Annotated in this window: 16 protein-coding genes and 1 pseudogene; 6 read left to right on the top strand and 11 right to left on the bottom strand. The window is 71.4% G+C overall.

The features are described from left to right. Window positions 1–19 precede the first annotated feature (19 nt). From MMA15_RS26130 to MMA15_RS26120, 3 genes are all read right to left on the bottom strand, one after another. On the bottom strand, window positions 20–880 hold the full coding sequence (locus tag MMA15_RS26130; RefSeq protein ID WP_277400578.1) for a family 43 glycosylhydrolase: 861 nt from the start codon (window positions 878–880) through the stop codon (window positions 20–22). Window positions 881–1,374: 494 nt separating this feature from the next. Continuing rightward, window positions 1,375–2,028: a GTP cyclohydrolase II gene (ribA, locus tag MMA15_RS26125; RefSeq protein WP_241062615.1), complete on the bottom strand. Its 654-nt coding sequence runs from the start codon at window positions 2,026–2,028 to the stop codon at window positions 1,375–1,377. A gap of 140 nt (window positions 2,029–2,168) precedes the next feature. Then, window positions 2,169–2,960: a CDP-alcohol phosphatidyltransferase family protein gene (locus MMA15_RS26120; RefSeq protein WP_241062614.1), complete on the bottom strand. Its 792-nt coding sequence runs from the start codon at window positions 2,958–2,960 to the stop codon at window positions 2,169–2,171. 107 nt (window positions 2,961–3,067) lie between these two features. On the opposite strand from MMA15_RS26120, the gene MMA15_RS26115 reads away from it, so the two are divergent. The 5 genes and pseudogenes from MMA15_RS26115 to MMA15_RS26095 all read left to right on the top strand — a co-directional run. Then, window positions 3,068–4,084, top strand: coding sequence for a zinc-dependent alcohol dehydrogenase (locus MMA15_RS26115; protein ID WP_241062613.1), 1,017 nt, complete (start codon window positions 3,068–3,070; stop codon window positions 4,082–4,084). A 185-nt stretch (window positions 4,085–4,269) separates the two neighbouring features. Next, window positions 4,270–4,668: a 6-pyruvoyl trahydropterin synthase family protein gene (locus tag MMA15_RS26110; RefSeq protein WP_241062612.1), complete on the top strand. Its 399-nt coding sequence runs from the start codon at window positions 4,270–4,272 to the stop codon at window positions 4,666–4,668. Then, window positions 4,665–5,789 carry a glycosyltransferase family 4 protein gene (locus tag MMA15_RS26105; RefSeq protein ID WP_241062611.1) on the top strand — a complete coding sequence of 375 codons (1,125 nt, stop codon included), beginning with the start codon at window positions 4,665–4,667 and terminating at the stop codon, window positions 5,787–5,789. The genes MMA15_RS26110 and MMA15_RS26105 overlap by 4 nt, the downstream gene beginning before the upstream one ends. Window positions 5,790–5,800: 11 nt before the next feature. Beyond that, on the top strand, window positions 5,801–6,664 hold the full coding sequence (locus MMA15_RS26100) for a class I SAM-dependent methyltransferase (protein ID WP_241062610.1): 864 nt from the start codon (window positions 5,801–5,803) through the stop codon (window positions 6,662–6,664). Beyond that, window positions 6,661–7,629 (top strand): annotated as a pseudogene (locus MMA15_RS26095) (lysylphosphatidylglycerol synthase transmembrane domain-containing protein); the annotation flags it as partial. The gene MMA15_RS26100 and the pseudogene MMA15_RS26095, both read left to right, overlap by 4 nt. 105 nt (window positions 7,630–7,734) lie before the next feature. Here the strand turns inward: MMA15_RS26095 and MMA15_RS26090 are convergent. The 6 genes from MMA15_RS26090 to MMA15_RS26065 form a co-directional block, all read right to left on the bottom strand. Continuing rightward, window positions 7,735–8,514: a RibD family protein gene (locus tag MMA15_RS26090; protein ID WP_241062609.1), complete on the bottom strand. Its 780-nt coding sequence runs from the start codon at window positions 8,512–8,514 to the stop codon at window positions 7,735–7,737. Window positions 8,515–8,671: 157 nt separating this feature from the next. Beyond that, window positions 8,672–9,406, bottom strand: coding sequence for a creatininase family protein (locus tag MMA15_RS26085; RefSeq protein ID WP_241062608.1), 735 nt, complete (start codon window positions 9,404–9,406; stop codon window positions 8,672–8,674). A gap of 387 nt (window positions 9,407–9,793) precedes the next feature. Further along, window positions 9,794–11,047, bottom strand: coding sequence for an alpha-hydroxy acid oxidase (locus tag MMA15_RS26080; protein WP_241062607.1), 1,254 nt, complete (start codon window positions 11,045–11,047; stop codon window positions 9,794–9,796). Continuing rightward, the gene (locus MMA15_RS26075) at window positions 11,044–12,225 is read right to left on the bottom strand and encodes an L-idonate 5-dehydrogenase (RefSeq protein WP_241062606.1); all 1,182 of its coding nucleotides are present in this window, start codon (window positions 12,223–12,225) and stop codon (window positions 11,044–11,046) included. The genes MMA15_RS26080 and MMA15_RS26075 overlap by 4 nt, the downstream gene beginning before the upstream one ends. A gap of 158 nt (window positions 12,226–12,383) precedes the next feature. Then, window positions 12,384–13,847, bottom strand: a complete 1,464-nt coding sequence (locus tag MMA15_RS26070; RefSeq protein WP_241062605.1) for a mannitol dehydrogenase family protein — start codon at window positions 13,845–13,847, stop codon at window positions 12,384–12,386. Next, window positions 13,844–15,340 carry an MFS transporter gene (locus MMA15_RS26065; protein WP_241062604.1) on the bottom strand — a complete coding sequence of 499 codons (1,497 nt, stop codon included), beginning with the start codon at window positions 15,338–15,340 and terminating at the stop codon, window positions 13,844–13,846. Before MMA15_RS26065 ends, MMA15_RS26070 begins: the two co-directional genes overlap by 4 nt. A gap of 117 nt (window positions 15,341–15,457) precedes the next feature. Between MMA15_RS26065 and MMA15_RS26060 the strand changes: the two genes are divergently transcribed. After that, window positions 15,458–16,258, top strand: coding sequence for an IclR family transcriptional regulator (locus tag MMA15_RS26060; protein ID WP_241063510.1), 801 nt, complete (start codon window positions 15,458–15,460; stop codon window positions 16,256–16,258). Window positions 16,259–16,610: 352 nt separating this feature from the next. Here the strand turns inward: MMA15_RS26060 and MMA15_RS26055 are convergent, their stop codons facing one another. Both MMA15_RS26055 and MMA15_RS26050 read right to left on the bottom strand, forming a co-directional pair. Next, window positions 16,611–17,138: a hypothetical protein gene (locus tag MMA15_RS26055; RefSeq protein WP_241062603.1), complete on the bottom strand. Its 528-nt coding sequence runs from the start codon at window positions 17,136–17,138 to the stop codon at window positions 16,611–16,613. A gap of 2,809 nt (window positions 17,139–19,947) precedes the next feature. Beyond that, on the bottom strand, window positions 19,948–21,597 hold the full coding sequence (locus tag MMA15_RS26050) for an AMP-binding protein (RefSeq protein ID WP_241062602.1): 1,650 nt from the start codon (window positions 21,595–21,597) through the stop codon (window positions 19,948–19,950). Window positions 21,598–21,667 lie beyond the last annotated feature (70 nt).

Below are 21,667 nucleotides of genomic sequence, written 5' to 3'. Positions count from 1 at the left end.
GCTCAGCCCGGCAACTCCCTTACGGCAGGCTGACCTTGAAGTCGGCCGAGGAGCCCTTGCCCGTGATGCTCAAACGCCCGGTGCGGCTCTTCCGCTTGCTCTCGTCGGAGAGGTAATTCCACGTCACCCACGGCTTTCCGTCCCGTGCGCGGTACACATCCATCGCACCCGGCCCCCGCTTGTTCCCCGGCAGGCCGTACTTGCGCATTTTCGCGGGCAGATGCTTTTTCGGCCCGGAGTAGGAGAACCACGCCTTCTGCGGACCCGGCATGGGTTCGCAGGCGCCCTTGCCGAGTTCGGCGCCGCAATTCGCGATGCCCGTGGCGTAGTAGTTCGTGGGCCATGAATTGCCGGAGTAGAACAGATACCAACTGCCGCGGTTGTAAAGGGCGCTGGGATTCTCGATGACGGTGACGCCTGCGCCGTCCTTGTAGTGGGCCCAGGTGAGTTTGTCGCTGCGCAGCAGAACGTGGGTCCTGGACGCCCGGTCCACGGTGCCGTCCTGACGGAATTTCAGCCGCATCGCGGAGAGCGCGGACTCCGCTCCCTCGGCCGCTCCTCCGTCCCGCCAGGTCATCCACACGGTGCCGCCGGGCCCGGTGGTGACGTCGGCGTCGATCGCCCACCGCTTCGGCGGGCAGACCAGCGGCTTCGGCTCGGCCTTGAATCCGGATGCGGGCTTCTTCGACGATGCGACGCCCACGCAGTGCCGCTCCGGGCCGCTCTTCGGCACCGCCGTGTAGAAGAGGTAGTAGCGCGCGACGCCGCCTTCGGTGTGGTGGAAGGCGCCGGGCGTCCACACGCCGCCCTTCTTCGCCCAGTCCCCTCCGCCGTGCGGCATGGCATCGCCGGCCGATCTTCGGTGACGTACCGACGACATCGCCGGAGCCGCTCACCGAGTACGGCACCTTCTTGCCGCGTGAACTGGCGCCGTAGGTGATGTACTTGCCCGACCCGTCGTGCAGGGCCATGGTGTCGGCGCCCGGGAACCTGAAGTCCTTCGACTCGTCGGCTGCGCCCGCCGCCGACGCTCCCCGCCGGTCCGGCCCGGAGGCGGAGCCCGGTGCCGCCTGCCCGGAAGAGCTTCCGAGTGCGAATCCGGCGATCACACCGGCCGCGACGACGCCCGCGGTGACTGCCGTTTTCGTGCGCCTTCCTGAGCGGATACTGCCGATCCCGAACTTCACAAGACCCCCAGAGCGCAAGGTGAACGGTCGGCAGGGACCGTATTGGAGCGCACTGGGGGCCGTGAAGCTCCGGCGGGAATTCAGCGCAGACTCATGACATCCATCACGAGGCGTGTGCCGCCGCGCAGTTCGTGGGCCGCCGGGATTTCTCCCCGCCGCCGCCCGGCCTCGGCCGGGCGGGCAGGTGTCAGCCGAGCAGGCCGTCTAGATGCGGAAGGCTGTGGTCCAGCCGCTTCCGCTTCGCGAGCAGATACTGGTGGTTCTCCTTGTTCGGCGGGATCAGCAGCGGAATGCGCTCGGCGATGTTTATGCCGTTCGCCTCCAGGGCGTCGCGCTTTCTCGGATTGTTCGACAGGAGACGTACGGACTCCACGCCGAGGTCGTTGAGAATTTCCACCGCAACCGTGTACTCGCGGGCGTCGACGGGAAGACCGAGCGCCAGATTCGCCTCGACGGTGTCGAGCCCTTCCGCCTGCTGGAGTTGCAGCGCCTTCAGCTTCGCCAGCAGTCCGATTCCCCGGCCTTCGTGCCCCTGTATGTAGATGAGGATGCCGGAGCCGTCCGCGACCATCATCCGCATCGCCGTGCCGAGCTGGTCTCCGCACTCGCAGTGCGTGGAACCGAAGACCTCGCCGGTGAGGCACTCCGAATGCACGCGCGTGAGTGCGCCGTCGGCAATCTCGCCGTGCACGAGGGCGACTTGCTCTTGGTTGGTGCGGGTGTCCATGTATCCGATGGCCCGGAATTCTCCATGGACTGTGGGAAGCCGGACCTCCACCACCCTCTCGACAGCGGCGGTTTGCCGCGGGGAGCTGTTCACAGAGAGTTCCTGGTACGCCATGCGCTGAGCATACCCGTCGGCCAACTTCGCATCGGATTTTTTAGGAGAATCCTCAACCGGGTTGCATGTACGTGCAATTGATTGCACGGACCCGGTGGGATTGTGCGGTTTCCCGGGCATTTCGCCGCCCGTCACGGCGCTCATCCCTGGTTCCCGCCGGCCGCGGGCGAGCCCGAGCCGGGTTGCACCACCGCCAGTTCCAGGGCGCCTTCGGCGATCACCGGCAGCGTGCGTACGTGCCAGAGCCAGGCGATGTCGCGCCCGAAGGACCACACGAGCGCGGCGAGCGCACCACCCGCAACGAATACCGCGACCGGCCCCGGCACCAGTCCGGATCCGGCCACCACCAGAGCGATGCCCTGCACCGCCGCGACCGTCTTGCGGGCGCGGCTCGGCGGCAGCGGCCCCCGCAGCCACGGCAGTACCTGCTGAGCGGCGACGAATGCGTACCGTATGGCGCCGATCGCCAGCACCCACATCCCGACGAACAGGCCGACGAAGGCGCTGAGCACCAGTATCAGGAACGCGTCGACCTCCATGTCGAAGCGCGCACCGAGCGCGGAGGCCGTCCCGGTGCGGCGGGCCACCAGCCCGTCGACGGCGTCGAGCACCAGCGCCGAGCTGGCCACGACCGCGACCACCACGAGGGAGGCGTCCCGCCCCTGGTCGGCGACGAGCGCGGCCGTGCCGCCCGCGAGTACGGCTCTGCTCAACGTGACGAGGTCCGCGGGCCCGAGGGCCGACTTGCCCGACCGCAGCAGGAAGAAGCAGACGGCCGCGCCGCATGCCGCCCCCACCACCCAGCCCACCGGTCCGAGGCCGGTGACGCCCCACAGGATTCCCAGGAGCAGAAGCTGCCCGGCCATTCCGATCGCCGTCTGGAGTTTCAACTGGTCCGTGGCCCGCCTGACCTGCCTGTGCTGGCTGCTCATCACGCCTCCTGGTGCATATGGCGGAGTCGAAGGGGGCTGATTATGGTACGAGTGGCCTCCGAGATGTGAAGGCTTAGCAGTTGTCGTCATACCTGGAGGACACATAGATGGAGCGCACCGCTCTCGCCTACTGGCTGCGCTCCCCCGGTTCTGGCGAGATTCGGCCCCTCTCACTGCGCTCTCCCGAGCCGGGCGAAGTCCTCGTCCGCACGCTGTATTCGGGCGTAAGCCGCGGAACGGAAACGCTCGTCTTCGGCGGGCGTGTACCGGAAAGCCAGCACGAGGTGATGCGGGCGCCCTTCCAGGAGGGCGATTTCCCGGGCCCGGTGAAGTACGGCTATCTCAATGTGGGCGTCGTCGAAGAGGGCGACGACCCGGATCTCGTGGGCCGTACCGTCTTCTGCCTCTACCCGCATCAGACCCGCTACGTGGTGCCCGCGGACGCCGTGACACCGGTGCCCGTCGAGGTCCCCGCGCGGCGTGCGGTGCTCGCGGGGACGGTGGAGACCGCGGTGAACGCCGTGTGGGACGCCGCCCCCGCGCTCGGCGACCGGATCGCCGTGATCGGCGCGGGCATGGTGGGCTCCTGTGTGGCGTCGGTGCTCTCGCGTTTCCCGGCCGCACGCGTGGAGTTGATCGACGCCGACCCGGACCGTGCCGCGGTCGCCGAGGCACTGGGCGTGCCCTTCGCGCTGCCGGAGGACGCCACCGGGGAGTGCGACGTCGTCGTGCACGCCAGCGCCTCGCAGGAGGGCCTGACGAGGTCGCTCCAACTGGCCGCGCCCGACGGGAAGATCGTCGAACTGAGCTGGTACGGCGACCGGCGGATCAGCGTCCCGCTGGGCGAGGCCTTCCACTCACGTCGTCTGACGCTGGCCGGAAGCCAGGTCGGCGGGCTGCCACCGGCGATGCGTGCGCGCCGTACGTTCTCCGACCGTATGGCGCTCGCGCTCGGGCTGCTCGCCGACCCCGCACTGGAGACGCTGATCACCGGGGAGTCGCGCTTCGGCGAACTGCCTGAGGTGATGTCGCGCATCGCGTCCGGCGAACTGCCCGCGCTGTGCCACCTCATCGCCTACGACGACGAGCACACCGGCGACGGCGCGGGCACGGCGGCCCGCTGAGCGCGCACCCGCCGGGCCGGACCCGCCCGGCGAGCCGGACGATCCCCGCAACGACTCGCGACAGGCCGCCGGGCGGCACCGTCCGTCCCGGAATGCCGCAGTGGAATCCGCAGTGGGCCCATGGGGGTCCGCGGCCGATTTCGCGGCGGAACCCGCAGCAGGACCCGTAGAGAGAAAGTGAGCCGATGTACAGCATCACCGTTCGTGACCACATGATGATCGCCCACAGCTTCCGCGGTGACGTCTTCGGCCCGGCGCAGCGCCTGCACGGCGCGACGTTCGTCGTCGACGCCGCCTTTCGCCGGCGCGAACTCGACGCCGACGGCATCGTCGTGGACATCGGCGCCGCAACCCAGGAACTCAAGGACGTGCTGGCGGGCCTCAACTACCGCAATCTCGACGACGAACCGGCCTTCGAGGGGGTCAACACCTCCACGGAGATGCTCGCGAGGTTCGTCGCCGACCGCCTCGCCGAGCGCGTGCACGAGGGCGCACTGGGTGAGAACGCCCGCGGCCTGGAGGGCATCACGGTGACCCTGCACGAATCGCATGTCGCTTGGGCGAGCTACGAGCGAGCGCTGTGAGCGGTGCGGGCGGCGCCGGGCGCGCGGGCGGCGTGACGCCCGCGCCGCCCGTCCATGTGGTGATGCCCGGGGACGTCCACGATCCGCGCTCCGTCAGCGGCGGCAACGCCTACGACCGCAGGGTGTGCCGCGAGATGAGCGCGGCGGGCACTCCGGTGCGGGAGACGGCCGTCCCCGGGGCGTGGCCGCGTCCCGGCCCGGCGGCGTGCGATGAACTCGCCGCCGTGCTGGGCGGTCTGCCCGACGGTGCGGCCGTGCTCGTCGACGGGCTGGTGGCGTGCGGAGTTCCGGACGTAGTGGTGCCGCAGGCCCGGCGGCTGCGCCTCGCGGTGCTGGTGCATCTGCCCCTCGCCGACGAGACGGGTCTGGACCCGGCCGAGGCGGCGGAGCTGGAGCGGCTGGAGCGGCGGACGTTGCACGCGGCCGCCGCCGTCGTCGTCACCAGCGACTGGGCGGCACATGAGGTCACCGTGCGGCACGGGCTGGACGGGACGCGCGTCCACTCCGTGCTGCCGGGCACCGACCCGGCTCCGCTCGCACACGGCACCGACGGGGCCTCACGGCTGCTGTGCGTCGCGGCGCTCACACCCCGAAAGGGGCAGGACGTGCTCGTCGACGCCCTCTCCCGGCTGGAGCCCGGCCTCGATTTCACATGTGAGCTGACCGGTCCGCTCGACCGTGCCCCCAGGTTCGTGGCGGATCTGCGGCGCCGTGTCGAGGAGCACGGGCTGGGCGAGCGCGTGCGGATCACCGGCGCGAAGGAGGGCGGGAGCCTTGCCGCCGCGTACGACGCGGCGGACCTCTTCGTGCTGGCGTCCCACACCGAGACCTACGGCATGGTCCTCACCGAGGCGCTCGCCCGGGGCCTGCCGGTGCTCGCGACGGACGCGGGCGCCGTCCCCCACACCGTGGGCACGGCACCCGACGGGACCATTCCGGGCATTCTGGTGCCACCTGGAAACGTCGCAGCTCTAGCGGCTGCGCTGCACAGATGGCTCACAGATTCAGGAATTCGTTCGCATCTGACAACATCCGCACACGGGCGCCGCACAGAGTTGCAGGGTTGGGCCGAAAGCTCTCGTCAGATGGCCGGAGTGCTGGAGCGGCTCCGGCTCGAATAACGGAGTAGCGCTTGAACACTGTCGGCTCGCCCCGCTACGCCCCCGAGTGGCTCGCGCTGCGTGAGGACGCGGACGCCCGCGCCCGCGCGGAGCAGCTTCTCGGCCCCCTCGAAGGCTTCCTGGCGGAGGCCGCCGCGTCAGGCGGCCCGCTGACGGTCCAGGACCTGGGGTGCGGAACGGGCTCGATGGGGCGCTGGCTGGCCTCCCGTCTCAACGGTCCGCAGCGCTGGTTCATGTACGACCGCGACCCGACGCTGCTGGAGAACATCGCGGCCCGCATGCCGCGGGAGTCCGCCGACGGCGGACGGCTCGAAGTGGTGCCGCAGCAGCGGGACATCACACGGCTGACCGCCGACGACCTCGCCGGTACCTCACTGGTGACGGCGTCCGCGCTGCTCGATCTGCTGACGGCGGACGAGGTGGAGGCGCTCGCGGCTGCCTGCGCACAGGCGGGCTGTGCGGTGCTGCTCGCGCTCTCGGTCGAGGGACGCGTCGAGATCGATCCGCACGATCCGCTGGACGAGGAGTTCACGGCCGCGTTCAACGCACACCAGCGGCGCACCGACGGCGGCCGGAGGCTGCTCGGCCCGGACGCGGTCGAGGCCGCGACGGCCGCCTTCGAACGCAACGGCGCCACGGTCCACACCCGTTCCACCCCCTGGCAGTTGGGCCCCGCCGACCGTGCGCTGACCGCGCAGTGGCTGCTGGGCTGGGTGGCGGCGGCATGTGCGCAGGAGCCGTCGCTGGAGGCGGCGAGCGAGGAGTATCTGCGCCGCAGACTCGACGCCTGCGATGCGGGCGCGCTGCGGGCCGTGGTTCACCACCGCGATCTGCTGGCGCTGCCCGGAGGCCCGGCGGGGAACGTTCCGGCATGAGCGGGCATACGGCGGCCCGTGCGGAAGACCGTACGGCGGACCGCCTGGACGACGGTACGGAGACCGGCGCGGGGGCCCGTACGGAAGCCGCCGCCGAATCCACGACGGAATGCGGCGGCTCGGGCGGCCGGGGGAAGGGCGGTGCGAAGGGCGCGCTGTGGCGGCGCCTGCGCGTGCCGGTGGCCCTGCTCATTCTCGGCGTGGTGGTGCACCGGCTGGGAACTTCCGCGCTGCTGGGGGCACTTGGCCGTATCGACGCGGAGGCGGTGCTGCTGACCTTCGCCTTCAGCGTTCCCGCCACCGTGCTGAGCGCATGGCGGTGGCGTGTGGTGGCGGGGAAGCTCGGCATACGGCTGCCGCTGGGGACGGCCGTCGCCGACTACTACCAGGCGCTGTTCCTCAACGCGACGCTGCCCTCGGGCGTGCTGGGCGATGTGCACCGCGCGGTGCGCAACGGGCGTGAGGCAGGCGACGTGGGCCGCGGCGTGCGCGCGGTGATACTCGAACGCACCGCGGGCCAGGCCGTGATCGTCGCCGCGGGCGTCGGGGTGCTTCTGGTCGCGACTCCGCCGCTGCCGGTGCTGGACGCCCTCGAAGTGCCGCTCGCGACCGCCGCGTTGGTGCTGTGCGCGGTGGCCGCGGTCGCCGGTGCGCTGCTCGCGGGACGCGGTGGCCGCTCCGCGAAGTGGCGCCGCGACCTCGGGGTGTTCCTCGTGGACGCACGTGCCGCGCTGTTCGCACGCGACAGCCTTCCCGCGGTGCTGGCCTTCTCGGTGCTCGCTCTCTGCGGTCATCTGGGGCTCTTCGTGGCCTCGGCGCGCGTGGCCGGTTCCTCGGCGCCGCTCGATGCGCTGGTCGCGCCGCTGCTGATGGCGCTGCTGGTGATGGCGCTGCCCGTCAACGTCGGCGGGTGGGGCCCCCGTGAGGGCATGTGCGCTCTGGCCTTCGGCGCCGCTGGGCTCGGCGCCGCGCAGGGCCTGGCCTCCGCGGTGGTCTACGGTGCGCTGGCGCTGCTGTCCAGCCTGCCGGGAGCGGCCGTACTGGTCTTCCGGCTGCTCGCGGCGCGGCGTTCACGCAGGGCCGCCGGCGCGGTCGAGGAGGTCGAGTTCGAAGAGCATGTCCGTGCCGAGGGGGAAGGCGCGGGACTTGGGCCACAGGGCCTCCCCCATCCTTACGGGCCCTGGGAAGCGCAGCCCGGGTACGCCGTCTCCGAGGAGAACCGGCGCGACCGTGACGTACAGCCGGTGCAGCACTTCCGCCCGGAGGAACCCGGACACCGTCGCGCCGCCGCCCTCCACAAGTACCCGGCGAAGGCCGCGGCGGGCGAGGGTCTCCAGTACTAGCCGGGGCTCGAATCCGGCTTCGCCGCACGGGAGTTCGACGACCTCTTCGCCGTGGGGGCCCGTGCCGCCGCCCGCCGTCGGCGGTGTCGCCGCCGCGCCCGCGCCCTCGTCCGCGCCCGCGCCCGGGCCGCCGTCGCCGCCCACGAGCCGCAGCGTGGGGGCCTTGCCGTCGGTGAAGAGCTTCGCCCCGGGCCTGTCGCGTCCGGCTCTGCCGCGGGGGTCGAGCACCACACGTACGGGGTTGGCACCGGCACAGGCACGCACGGTGAGCTGCGGGTCGTCGGCGACCGTGGTGCCCGCCCCGACGAGGACGGCGTCCGCCAGGGCGCGCAGCCGGTGCAGATGGAGACGGTCCTCCTCGCCGGTGACGTAGTTGGAGTGGCCGGTGCGGGTGGCGATGAAGCCGTCGATGCTCTGGCCGAGCTGGGCGAAGGCGAAGTCGGGGCCGCCGAGGCAGAGCGGGACGTAGAGCGAGGCCAGGGTCTGTGCCTCGGCCGAGGCGGGCACGGACCAGCGCCAGGGCCCGTGTTCGTCCCTGACGAGCCCCGCCTGCGCGGCCTCTTCCGGCCTACGCAGGCGAAGCAGCCTCTCCCAGGCGGCGTCGCCGCTCAGCGCGGCGGACTCGGCGGCGCCGTCGGATGCCGGTGTGTGCCGGCCCCCGGGGTCACCGCGACTCCAGTGCGCGCAGATGACCGGCGAAGGCGTCCGCGAGCGAGGCGAGCACCGCGTCGCCCTTCTCGGCGCGGGCCAGCGAGGGCCTGCCGACGACCCCCGACCCGGTGTACGGGCCCAGTCCCAGCGCGTGCAGATGCCTGCGGTCGTCGCTGATGTGGTCTGCGGTCTCGTAGCCCTCGCGTACGCAGTCGGGACGTGTGTGCATCAGGATCGAGGTCTCCAGCTCGCCGGCGTGCATGTCGCTGCGTGCGGGCGTCTCGACTCCGGCCGCCGCGGCGGCCTCGTCCCAGTCGGCGGCGACGGGGAAGAGCGCCATGCGGTGCCCCTCGGCGGTGGCCTCCTGAACGACGTTGCGCAGTACGTAGTTGCCGCCGTGGCCGTTGACGAGGACCAGCCCGGGCACGCCCGCGCGGCGCAGCGAGTGCGCGATGTCCCTGACGACCGCGCCGAGGGTGGCGGCGGTGATGCTGACCGTGCCCGGCCAGTCCGAATGCTCCTGGGAGCAGGAGAACGTCAGCGGCGGCAGCGGCTGCACCGAGTAGGAGGCCGCGACCCGCTCGGCCACGGAGCATGCGATGAGCGTGTCCGTGGACAACGGCAGGTAGGGCCCGTGCTGTTCATAGCTCCCGACGGGCAGGAGAGCCACGGTGGCCTTGCGCTCAGCCGTGTCGCCGGTCGTCTCCGTCGGCAGCACGCGGACGGCGGCGTGGGCGGGGGTGTCCAACGGTTCTGCTCCTCCTGGTGCGGTGCGCCTCGGCGGCGCGGTCTGCTGCGGCCCGACGCAGCGCGCGCCCGCACGGCACCGCGGTCGGCAGGCGCGAGTCGCGAGCAGTACGCGGACTGCGCGTGCCGGGAGCGGTGTGCGGTGTGCGGCGTTGTCCCCGTCGGCGGCGTCGCGATCACGCTTCCACAGATGGACGGCCGCCACCAGACCCGTACGGCCGTGACCGGCGAGGGGTCGGCGGACGGCCGGACGGCCGGACGTGGCGGGGAAGGCGACCGGACCGGGCGACCGACCAGCGGCCGGGGCCGCGTCGCCGCCGCACTCCGGCGCCGCCCCGGCGCTACCCCTGGCTTCCCGGCTCTCCCCCGCCTCCCTCCGCGTCCCTGCTCAGCTCTCGGCGTCGACCGCGACGGGACCTCGCCGCGTCATCAACCGCACGTGTTCGGGGCCGAGTTCGCCGACAGCGGTGACTCCGAGCAGCTTCATCGTGCGCTCGACCTCGGCGGCGAGAATGGCGATCGCCCGTGCCACGCCCGCCTCGCCTCCGGCCATCAGGCCGTAGAGATACGCACGGCCCACGAGCGCGAGGTCCGCGCCCAGCGCCAGCGCCGCCACGATGTCGCCTCCGTTCATGATCCCGGTGTCCAGCATGACGGTGCCCCGCTCCCCCACCGCCTCGGCGATACGGGGAAGCAGATGCAGCGGCACCGGCGCGCGGTCGAGCTGGCGCCCGCCGTGGTTGGAGACGATCACGCCGTCCGCGCCGTGGTCCATGACGGCTTCCGCGTCCCGTACGGTCTGGATGCCCTTCACCAGGATCGGGCCGTCCCACTCCTCCCTTATCCACTCCAGGTCGCCGAAGGTGACGGTCGGGTCGTAGAGCTTGCTGACGAGGTCGGTGAGCGCACCGTGACCGCCCTTGTCGAAGGCGAAGGTGTACGGCTCGGTGGTGAGGAAGTTCAGCCACCACTCCCAGCGGTAGGAGGCGTCGAGGAACGTTCTGAGCGTCAACTGGGGCGGGATCGTCATGCCGTTGCGAAGATCACGCAGGCGGTTGCCGTTGACGGGGACGTCGACGGTGACGACCAGCGCCTCGTATCCGGCGGCCTTCGCGTTGGCCACCAGCTCGCGGGAGAGGTCGCGGTCCTTCCACAGATAGAGCTGGAACCACTTGCGCGCCGAGGGGGCCGTCTCGGCGACCTGCTCGATCGAGGTGGTGCCCACCGTGGACAGCGCATACGGGATGCCGGCCCGCTCGGCGGCCGCGACGACGGCACGTTCGCCGGCGGAGTGCATCATGCGTGTGAATCCGGTCGGGGCGAGGCCGAACGGCAGCGCCGAAGTACGGCCGAGGACGGTCGTGGAGGTGTCGGCGTGCTCGACGTTCCGCAGTACGCCGGGACGGAACTCCAGGTCCTCGAAGGCCTCCCGGGCCCGGCGCACTCCGACCTCGCCGTCGGCGGCGCCGTCGGTGTAGTCGAACGGCCCCGCGGGGGTGCGGCGCCGGGCGATGCGGCGCAGGTCCCAGATGGTATGGGCGCTTGCGAGCCTGCGCTCAACGGCGCCCCTTGGCCGGGTCTTCAGCCGCAGCAGGGGGGCGAGGTCCTTGGGTCGCGGGATTCGCCGTTCGAGTCGGGTCATGGTGCTGCTCTCCGTGTGATGCCGGTCGTGCTGCCGGGGCTCGCGGTCGTAACTTCCGTGCGCGGGCGAGTGGTTGCCGTGCTGGGCCGTGCCGTCGAGGGGGAATCGCTCGTCGCGGACGCAGACGCAACGGCGGTGTCGCCTGGACCGGAGTCCGTGCCGGTCTCCTCATCGAGGAGGAGGACGACCTTCCCGGGTACGGCGGGGTCGGCAGCGGTCCGCATCGCCTCCACCGCCTCCTCCAGCGGGAAGGTACGGGTGACGACCGACTCCAGATGGTCGGACGAGGCCAACATGGCGACGGCGGCGCCGAGTTCGCCCTCGAAGCGGAACGTGCCGCGCACCGCGATCTCCTTCGCCACGAGCGGCGCGAAGGGTATGCGTACCGGTTCCGCGGGCGGCGAGCCGAGCTGGACGATCACTCCGCGCCGGGCCACCGCGTCCATCACCGTCGCCGGTGCGGCGGGCGCACCCGACGCCTCGATCACCACGTCGAAGTGCTCGGGCGGCAGCGTGTCCCTGCCGATCCGCACGGTCGTGTGCGCACCGGCGAGTTCGGCGATGTGCAACTGCGGCTCCAGTACGTCGCCCGCCCACACCTCCTCGGCGCCGCCCGCCCTGGCGGCTCCGGCGGTCAGCGCACCGATCGGCCCGGCACCGTTGACGAGCACACGCGCACCGGTCACGCCGCCCGCACGGCGCAGGGCGTGCAGGGCGACGGCGAGAGGCTCGGCCAGCACGGCCCGGGAGAGCGGCAGCCGAGGGGGCAGGGTGCGCAGACGACCGGCAGGCACGGCGAGTCGGCCGGTGAACCCGCCCTGGGTGTGCGGGAACGTGGCCGCCGACCCCAAGTAGCGTGCGTCCCGGCAGACTTGGGGATGCCCCTTCCGGCACTCCCGGCATGAGCCGCACGAGGTGCCCGGATGCACGGCTACGGGCGTGCCGGGCGGCAGCGTCCCCGTGGGGTCCTCGGCGACTCTCCCCACGACCTCGTGACCGAGGGTCAGCGGCTCGCGTACGGCGAACGAACCGACGGCGCCCTCGCGGTAGTAGTGCAGATCCGAGCCGCAGACGCCGCCGTGGGTCATCGCGACGAGTACCTCGCCGGGCCGCGGGCGTGGAGCGGCGCGTTCCTCGACGCGCAGATCGCCCGCACCGTGCACGACAACGGCCCGCACCACGCACCTCCTCTCCGCCGCTCTGCGGCCTCGCCCCTGCTTCCCGGCGACTGCTGCTCTATCGCTCTGTCATCTTCTGCTCCACCGCTCCGTCAGCTCCCGCTCCACTGCTGTCACCGCTCAACTGCCCTGGCACCGCTCCACTGCCCTGTCACCGCTCAATTGCCCTGCCAGTCCGGCGTATCGCAGGCCGCGCGGACCGCCTCCGTGACTCCCCCGGCCTCCAGCGTCTCCAGCAGCGCGGCGACGGCGTCCGTGAACTCCCCGTGGCGGCCGAGTCGTTGGCCCAGCACCGCCTCGTCGGCCAGCACGGCGTGTGCGAGACGCCGTGCCCGTCGCGCCGGACCGCCCGAGGTGCCGGCCCGGGCGGCCAGTTCGCGTATCCGCTCCCCGGCGGGTTCGGCGGGTACTCCGGTACGGTCCGCCTCCAGGCGCTCCGGGTACGCGGTGCAGCACAGCCATGCCGCTACGGTCAGCGCCAGCGCCGCCGGGACCCGGCCGCGCTCCAGGTGCCACAGCGCGGGTTCGGGCACACGCTGGGCGAGCTTGAGCGAGCCGTCGGCACCGACCTGCACGGTGCGGTGCGCCAGTCGCCGGTTGGCGAAACGCATGTCCAACTCCGCGCGGTAGGCGGGGAGTTCGAAGCCCTCGGGGAGGGTGAGCGTGGGCTCGTACTCGTCGCCGAGACGACGCACCGCCCGCGCGACGACGGGGTCGGCGGCGGCCTCGGCGATCAGGGCCCGCCCGGTGAGCAGCCCCAGATAGGCCAGCAGCGAGTGACTGCCGTTGAGCAGACGGACCTTGACGGTCTCGTAGTCGTGCACGCGGTCCGTCATCACGGCACCGGCCTTCTCCCATGCCGGGCGTCCCCCCGGGAAGCGGTCGCTCATCACCCACATCGAGAACGGCTCGGCGGGCACTGGCACTTGGTCCCGTCGCCCGGCTTCGGCCGCCATCCGCCGATGGGCGTCCGTGGTGGCCGGGACGATGCGGTCGACCATGGTGTCCGGGCAGGCCACCGACCCGTCGAGGAAGGCCAGCAGTTCGGCCCCGCCGGGCCCCGGCATCGCCTCGGCGAAGTCGCGCAGCAGCCCGGCGAGCGTGGCTCCGTTGGCGGTGATGTTGTCGCAGCTCAGCACCGTGACCGGGGCGGCCTGCCGCTGTGCGCGGCGCAGCAGCCCGGCGGCGAGGCGCCCGACGGTGCTGCGCGGCGGCGCTCCCCCTTCCAGGTCGGCCCGTACGTCCGGTGCGTCGAGATCGAGACGCCGGGTCAGGGGGCTGATGCCGTACCCCTTCTCGGTGACCGTCAGCGAGACGACACGAGTCCGGGGGTCGGCGATCTCCTCTACCGCGCGCAGCGGTTCGTCGGCGGCCACGAACGCGTCCGTGATGCTTGCGACTTGGCGTACTTCCGTGCTGCCGGGCGCGAGGGTGAGGACGTGGTAGCGCATCCCCTGGCGGTGCAGGGCCTCCACGACGCCCCGGGAGTGGGAGGCGACCCCCGTGATCTCCCAGGGGCCGCCGTGGGCTCCCGCGTCCTGGGTGTACGCGGCCTGATGGGCTCGGTGGAAATTGCCCAGGCCCAGGTGCAGAATGCGGCGCACTTCGCCGTGCGCGCTCAAGGGCCCTCCTCGGCACGGGACTTGGCGGCGCCCGCCCTGCCCGCGGCCGCGTCCACGGTGCCGGCGCCCATGCCACCGCCCGCGTCGGCCCCCGTGGAGCCGCCCGCCGGGTCGCCCGCGGCTTCGTCCTCCTGCTCCACGTAGCCGTACACCTCGGGCAGCACATACGTCGCGGCGAGATAGCCGGTCAGCGACAGCACCGAGACGATGACGGTGGCCAGCGGGACCCCCAACTCCTCGAAGAGGACCGGGAAGAAGAAGATCGTCACGAACGCGGCGAGCTTCACGAAGATGTATCCGAAGCCGGAGGCGGTCGCCTTGTAGCGGCTGGGCGCGACCATCGACGCGATGGTCATGCCGTTGGACGCCGCCCAGTAGTGGCCCCACATCAGGCCCGCAGCGGCGAGGGGCACCAGCGGCTTCCAGTCGAGGTGGAGGAAGAGCGCGGCCAGCAGCAGGGAGAGGAAGGACATGCCGAATCCCCAGCGTGCGACGCCGCGATGGCCCAGCTTCGGGGTGACGACGGGCGCCACGAATCCGCTCACGGTGGCGATGACGTAGATCCCCCCGGTGATGAAGTTCGTCGCGCCGATCCCCGAGACGCCGGTGAGCACCAGGATCACCGGCAGATAGAACGCGAAGGCGGCGAACTCCGCGCCCTGCATGGCGTTCGATATCCACGCGAAGACACTGGCGCGCCTGCGCACCGGGTCCCCGCGGATGCCGGCGAGGAAGTCACGGGTGCGCGGGCGCTCCATCGTGAAGTCCTCGTCGGGCAGCATCGGCAGGTCGTCGTCGAACATCTTCTTCGCGACTGCCTTGGCCTGCTTGAACTTTCCGCGCTGGATGAGCCACAGCGCGGTGTCCGGCACGTCCAGGCGGCCGATGAGCAGGACGAGTGCGGGCACGGCGCCCAGAGCGAGACCGACGCGCCACAGCAGGCTGTGGTCCATGCCGCTGAGGTACATCACGGTGATGACGGCGATCGCGGCGATCTCGCCGAGGCCGAACATGCCCTGCCAGCGGTTGCCCATCACTTCCCGCTTGCCCTTGGGCATCGTCTCCATGATGTACGTGTAGCCGGTGGAGATGTCGCTCCCCAGCGGCAGTCCCAGCAGGAAGCGGATGATCACCAGCTCCCACATGCTGGTGGCGAACGCCTGGGCCAGCGCGAGGATCACGAACAGCACCATCGTGGTGATGAAGACCTTCCGCCGCCCGAACCTGTCGGCGAACCAGCCTCCGCAGACCGCGCCTATGAGCGCCCCGAGCTGTACGGCGGCCGAGGCCAGCCCGAGCATGCTCGCGCTGGGGTGCAGGTCCTCCTTGACGAAGAGCAGGAGGAAGGAGATGGCATACAGGTCCCACGCCTCGATGAGGATCGTGGAGATCATCAGCCATCCCGTACGGCGGCCGGTGTCCGTTCCGTGCCTGGCCAGTACGTGTCTGGCGGCGACGTCCGAGAGGTTTCGCACGTCTGCCTGGGCAGTCATTTCGGCCTCCTCACGTCGTCCGCCCCACCGCGGAAAACCTTGGCTTTCCGTCTCGCGGAACGCAGTTCCGGGAACTAGAATCAGGCGGCAACCTATGGAGAGTGCCTGGTGGTGTCAATGACTTCGGCCGACCCGACCTCCCGCGATCCGTCCCCCGGCGGTGACGCCCCGAAGGGCGACGGCGCAGGTCCGCGGCGGCTGCTCCGGCTGATCGACGCGCTGTGCTCGTCGCAGACGCCCGCCCCGCTCGCCGGGCTCGCGGCCTCGGCCGAGCTGTCGAAGCCGACCGCTCACCGGCTGCTGCGCGTACTGACCGAGGAGGGCTGGGCGGTCGCACACGAAGGCGGCAGCTATGGAATCGGGCCCGCGATGCGCGCCCTGGGCGCCGCGGTCACCGGTTCCGGCAGCGGCGGAGGAATCGAGCGCATACTCACCGAACTTCAAAAGGAGGTGCGCCAGACCGTCCACGTCGGGGTGCGCAGCGGCGACCGCATCGTCTACACGCACAAGGTCGAGGGCGACCAGCCCTTCGCCATGGCCTCAAGGGTGGGCATGCATCAGCCCCTGCACTCGACGGCCATCGGCAAGTGCGTCCTCTCCGGCTTCTCCGCCGGCGCACTCGACGGCCTCGTGGAACGCGTCGGCCTGGAGTCCCGCACCCGCGCGACGATCACCACACGTGCCGCACTGGACGAGGAGCTGGCGCGGGTAAGGGAACAGGGCTACGCGCTGGACGAGGAGGAGAACGAGGCCAACGTCCGCTGCCTCGCCGTGCCCGTACGCACAGCGGGGCACCAAGTGGCCGCCGCGGTAAGCATCTCGACCGTCACCTTCGTGGTGTCGCGCGAGGAGGTGCTGGCGCTGCGCGAGGCGCTCAGGGAGACGGCCGCCCGGCTGGAGCCGCTGTTCGGACGCTGAGCCGGGACCGGCCGGCAGCGGGCGCGACCTCCTCACCCACAGCGGTTGCACCCACGCTCACCGGTCGCGTCCCTGCCTTCCGGTCTCCGGGCGCCGGCGAAGAGCCGCCGGTAGTGCGGCCCAGCAGTCGCACGCCGCGCCCTGGTGCGCGGAGCCCCACAAGCCGTACAGCAACGGGGAGTTCACCGCGCCACGTTCGGCATCACTGCGGTCGACAGCGCGTTCCCGCAAGCCCTGAGCCGAGCACGTGCGCCCGTGACGAGGCGAGAAGTGCTTCTGACCGCTCGGGCCAGAAGCACTTCTCCCCCTTCAGTGAGCGCCTACCGGACAGCTCGGGCCGTAAGGCGGGCGGTCATGTCCCTTCCCTGCCGGGCAGATTCGCTGCCGCCACTCTGTCGTTCCTGACAAGGTTGGCGACCTCGTCCGCCGAGACGCGCTTCCAGTCCGACTCGCCCCAGCCGTGGATGCCCTGCACAGTTCCTACGGTCCGCTTTCGAACCTCGTACTGATACTCGTAGTTGACCCGCGTGACGGGGCGACCGTCCGGCGTGACCATCTGCTGTGATTCCACCGGTTCCATCCCGACCGCTCGAATCTGGTAACTCTGGTCCACGGAGACGTCGATGGAACCGAGTTTGCCCGGCGTTTTGATGCTGCCCCCGCGGTATGTCGGCTCGTACGTGGGCGCTTCCTTCACGGGGATGCTCATCGTCTGGCCCTTGATATTGGGGTGCCACGCGCTCAACAGCCCGTTGTCCGAACTGGCTTCGGGCAGGGGGCCCGCACTGGGCGGGACGACATGGCCAGGCAGGTACACACTGGCCGAATACGGGGAAGTGGCGCTCCCCTCGGGATTCGGCGGAAGCTTGTAGGCGTCCACCCCGGGCACCTCGGACGTCGGCGCGAGGACGTCCGGCCCCCGCTGATAATCCTGATCGGGGATGTTTCCCGGAGCCGTAGGCAGCGGGCCCGGCTCCGCCGGTGCCGGGGCGGCCGGAAGGCCGTCCGCCGCGTGACGCTCGGGCTCCGCGACGGGCGCCGGAGCCGGAGCAGGCGGGGCCCCGAGCAGACCACCGAGGTCGGTCGGCGCGACAGTCCCCGGCGGGGGAGCCACAGCCCCCGGGCCCGCAGGCGCTGGAACGGGAGCCGGTGCCGGGGCGGCCGGAAGACCGTCCGCCGCGTGACGCTCGGGCTCCGCGACGGGCGCCGGAGCGGGAGCAGGCGGGGCCCCGAGCAGACCACCGAGGTCGGTCGGCGCGACAGCCCCCGGCGGGGGAGCCACAGCCCCCGGCCCCGGGCCCGCAGGCGCTGGAACGGGAGCCGGTGCCGGGGCGGCCGGAAGACCGTCCGCCGCGTGACGCTCAGGCTCCGCGACGGGCGCCGGAGCGGGGGGAGGCGGAGGACCAGCAGGCGTCGGAGCAGCCGGGGCCGGAGCAGCCGGGGCCGGAGTGTCACTGGCACGTGCGGGCGGCGGACCCGCGGGTGCCGCAGCCGGAACCCCACCACCCGGCGGGGGACCAGCAGGCCCCGGTGCGGGTGCGGGCGGCGGTGCCGGAGCATCGGCGGCCGGTGCCGGTGCCGGAGCGGGCGGCGGAGCCGGAGCATCAGCCGGTGCCGGTGGCGGAGCATCAGCCGGTGCCGGAGCCGGGCCGTCAGGCCCCGAAGCCGGAGGCGCCGGAGCCGGAGCCTCGGCCGCCGGGAGGCCGTCGGCTGCGTGACGCTCGGGCTCGGCAACCGGAGCCGGAGCGCCAGCGGGCGGCGGAGCCGGAGCATCGGCGGCCGGTGCGGGGGCGGGTGCGGGCGGCGGAGCCGGAGCGTCAGCCGGTGCCGGTGGCGGAGCATCAGCCGGTGCCGGAGCCGGTGCAGGCGGCGGAGCCGGAGCATCAGCGGCCGGTTCCGGTGCGGGCGGCGGAGCCGGAGCATCAGCCGGTGCCGGTGGCGGAGCATCAGCCGGTGCCGGAGCCGGTGCAGGCGGCGGAGCCGGAGCATCAGCGGCCGGTTCCGGTGCGGGCGGCGGAGCCGGAGCATCAGCCGGTGCCGGTGGCGGAGCATCAGCCGGTGCCGGAGCCGGTGCAGGCGGCGGAGCCGGACGGTCATTCGCCGGAGCCGGAGCCGGAGCCGGAGCGTCCGACAACGACGCAGCCGCTCCGGAGAGCGCGTCGCCGAGCGACGATGCCGGACCATCGCCGACCGGTGATTCCGGTCCCCCCGCGGGTTTCCGATCCGGCGAGGAGAAGCGGTGGGTACTGTGCTGGCTGGTCAGCGTCCTCGTCCCGTCCCCGTTGTCCCGGACGGATATCTGGGTGTTGCTCGACCTCGGTGCGTCATGTGCGGTCACCCCGCCCGTGCGCGTCTGCTGTGCGCTCGCGCCGCCTGGGTTCCCGGGGGTCGCCTTGGTGCTCGATCGGACGCTCCCCTGAGCACTCGTACTCGAGTCCGGAGAACTCGCGCTCGAGTTGGCCCCGGGTCCGGAGTCGTCCGCGGCCGCCGTCCCGGCGGCCGCGAGACTCGCAACGAAGGCACCCGCGATGACAAAGCCGCTGCGCTTGGTGGCGTATCTGGACAAAACGCGGCGAATCGCCGCCGGTTGACGGCCATGACGTCCTGCCATTCGTCTTCCTTTCCTCGACCGCCGCGCGTTCAGCGCCGGTTCGTGGGTTTGTTGCGCTTGACGGAGTTCGAAGCCGTGCATCGTCGCTTCCCGCACGGGTCGGCCTGGCCGTTCCATCCCCTGGCCAACTCACTTGGCACGACGCGCTTTACGACACGGAATCGTGTGGTGTGCCGGGGGTACGCCCGATCCAGGACCGCGATCCACGAGGCTGCGCGCCGACGACACTCGGCGAAGCCGGGCCTGCCGCAAATGAAGGCGGCCGGGTGCACCTGTCCCCCGAATCGGCGTCTCACGCCTGACCTCCCCCGCTTCGATCGCCTGGTCGCGGCTCCGAGTCTCATCACTATAATGAAGGTGCGTCATTATTGCGAAGCATGGGCACGCTACGAACCCCAGCCAGCGCGGGTCAAGACGGCGCCCGCAACTATTACCTGGAGTTAACCCAGGGCAGCGGCCCGCTCAGACCGGTCGGCGTGACCTGTTCCCTGGTCGGACGGGACGAGGGCGGAGACTTCGGCGTCGTCACCTCATCGAAATCCCCCGCCCTGGGTGCCGTCGTATCCGCCGTAGCCGCGGACGCACGGGCACCTCGGGGCGGGCCGGCCCGCAGAACCTACCGGCGGTCCGGTCAACAGACTTGGAAAGCAGACGAGTTGGACCCCCGGTCAGCGAGCCTTCCGCCCCCGGGTCCGGGGACCCGGTCGTCCGTGCCTCCCGGTCGATCACCCGAGGCGTCCAGTGCGGCGGCGGTCTCCGCCGTCGAGCCCGCATCCGCCGCGGGGAACGGGCACGCCGGACCCGAGCGGAGATCAGCGCGGCGAGCGCGCCCGCCGAACCGCCGGTCGTGAGCGTGTAGGTGAGCGACGGGCACAGCGAAACGACCGCTCGCCGAAAGGCACGGTGTACCCGTCCTCGATCGCGTTACGGAGAACGGCTGGATCACCGGCGACAGGAAACTGAGACCCATCCAGGCAGCCCAACCCGGCTGCTGCTACAGCGGAGTTGAGTCTCTTGCAGACGATGCCCCGGCACCGCAACGCACGCACCGCACACCGACACCGCACCGGCGGACGCGCTACAGCAGCAGCCCCGGCACGGCCCCCGCTTCCTCCATCGCCTGCCGCCGCAGCTCGACCTTGCGCACCTTGCCGCTCACCGTCATGGGGAACTCCGTCATCACCCGCAGATAGCGCGGGATCTTGTAGTGCGCGAGCCGCCCCTGGCAGTACGCGGCGATCTCCTCCTGCTCGGGGGGATCGGCGTGGTCGATCGGGATGACGCAGGCCAGGATCTCCTCGCCGAAGCGCTCGTCGGGCACTCCCACCACCTGCACGTCGGAGATCTTGGGGTGGGTGTAGAGGAACTCCTCGATCTCACGCGGGTAGACGTTCTCACCACCGCGGATGATCATGTCCTTGATGCGTCCGGTGATGGCGACGTAGCCGTCCTCGCGCATCACCGCGAGATCACCGGTGTGCATCCAGCGGCTCGGGTCGATGACCTGCGACGTCTGCTCCTCGTCCTCCCAGTAGCCGAGCATCACCGAGTAGCCGCGGGTGCACAGTTCGCCGGGTTCGCCGCGCGGCAGCGTCACGCCGCTGCCCGGGTCGACGATCTTCACCTCCAGATGCGGCAGCACCCTGCCGACGGTCTCCGTGCGCCGCTCCACGTCGTCGTCCGTACGCGTCTGGGTGGAGACCGGCGACGTCTCGGTCATGCCGTAGCAGATCGCCACCTCCTCCATGTGCATCTCCGCGACGACGCGCTTCATGACCTCCACCGGGCACGGCGAGCCCGCCATGATGCCCGTGCGGAGCGAACCGAGGTCGTAGGAGGGGAAGTCGGGCAGCCCGAGCTCGGCGATGAACATCGTCGGCACGCCGTACAGCGAGGTGCAGCGCTCCTCCTGCACGGCATGGAGCGCCGCGGCCGGTTCGAAGCTGGGGGCGGGGATGACGACGCACGCGCCGTGGCTGGTGGCGGCGAGATTGCCCATCACCATCCCGAAGCAGTGGTAGAAGGGCACCGGCAGACACACCCTGTCCTGCTCGGTGTAGCCCAGCAACTCCCCTACGAAATAGCCGTTGTTGAGGATGTTGTGATGTGAGAGCGTCGCGCCCTTGGGGAAGCCCGTGGTCCCGGAGGTGTACTGGATGTTCACCGGGTCGTCGCAGCTCAGCACGGCCTCCGCGGCGCGCAGTTGCTCGTCGCTGATCTCCGCGCCCGCGTTGGTCAGCACCTCCCAGTACGGGGTGCCGATGTGGACGGTCTCCAGCAACTGCGGGCATTCACCGGCCACTTCGCGTGCCATGGCGCGGTAGTCGCTCGTCTTGTACTCCGTGGACGCGATGAGGAGACGTACGCCCGACTGACGCAGTACATAGGCCAGTTCATGCGTACGGTATGCCGGATTGATGTTGACCATCACCGCGCCGATGCGTGCCGTCGCGTACTGAACGAGCAGCCACTCCGGGCAGTTGACCGCCCAGATGCCCACCCGGTCGCCCTTGCCGACGCCACGCGCCAGCAGTCCCCGCGCCAACTGGTCGACATCCGCCACGAACTGGGCATATGTCCAGCGCCTGCCCTCGCGGACGTCCACGAGGACCTCACGGTCGGGGTGGGCGGCCGCGGTGCGGTCCAGGTTGCTTCCGATGGTCTCGCCGAGCAGCGGCGTGGTGCCGGTCCCGCTCGCGTACGAGAGCGCCGTCGATTCTCCGGTCACCGGGACCTCCTTCTCCTCGTGCCATGGCTTTAGCATCGTCTGGTAGTGATCTGCGCCTCACCACCCCCGA

It is taken from the genome of Streptomyces marispadix (assembly GCF_022524345.1).
Lineage (GTDB): Bacteria > Actinomycetota > Actinomycetes > Streptomycetales > Streptomycetaceae > Streptomyces > Streptomyces marispadix.
This window is presented reverse-complemented; position numbering and strand designations above follow the sequence as displayed.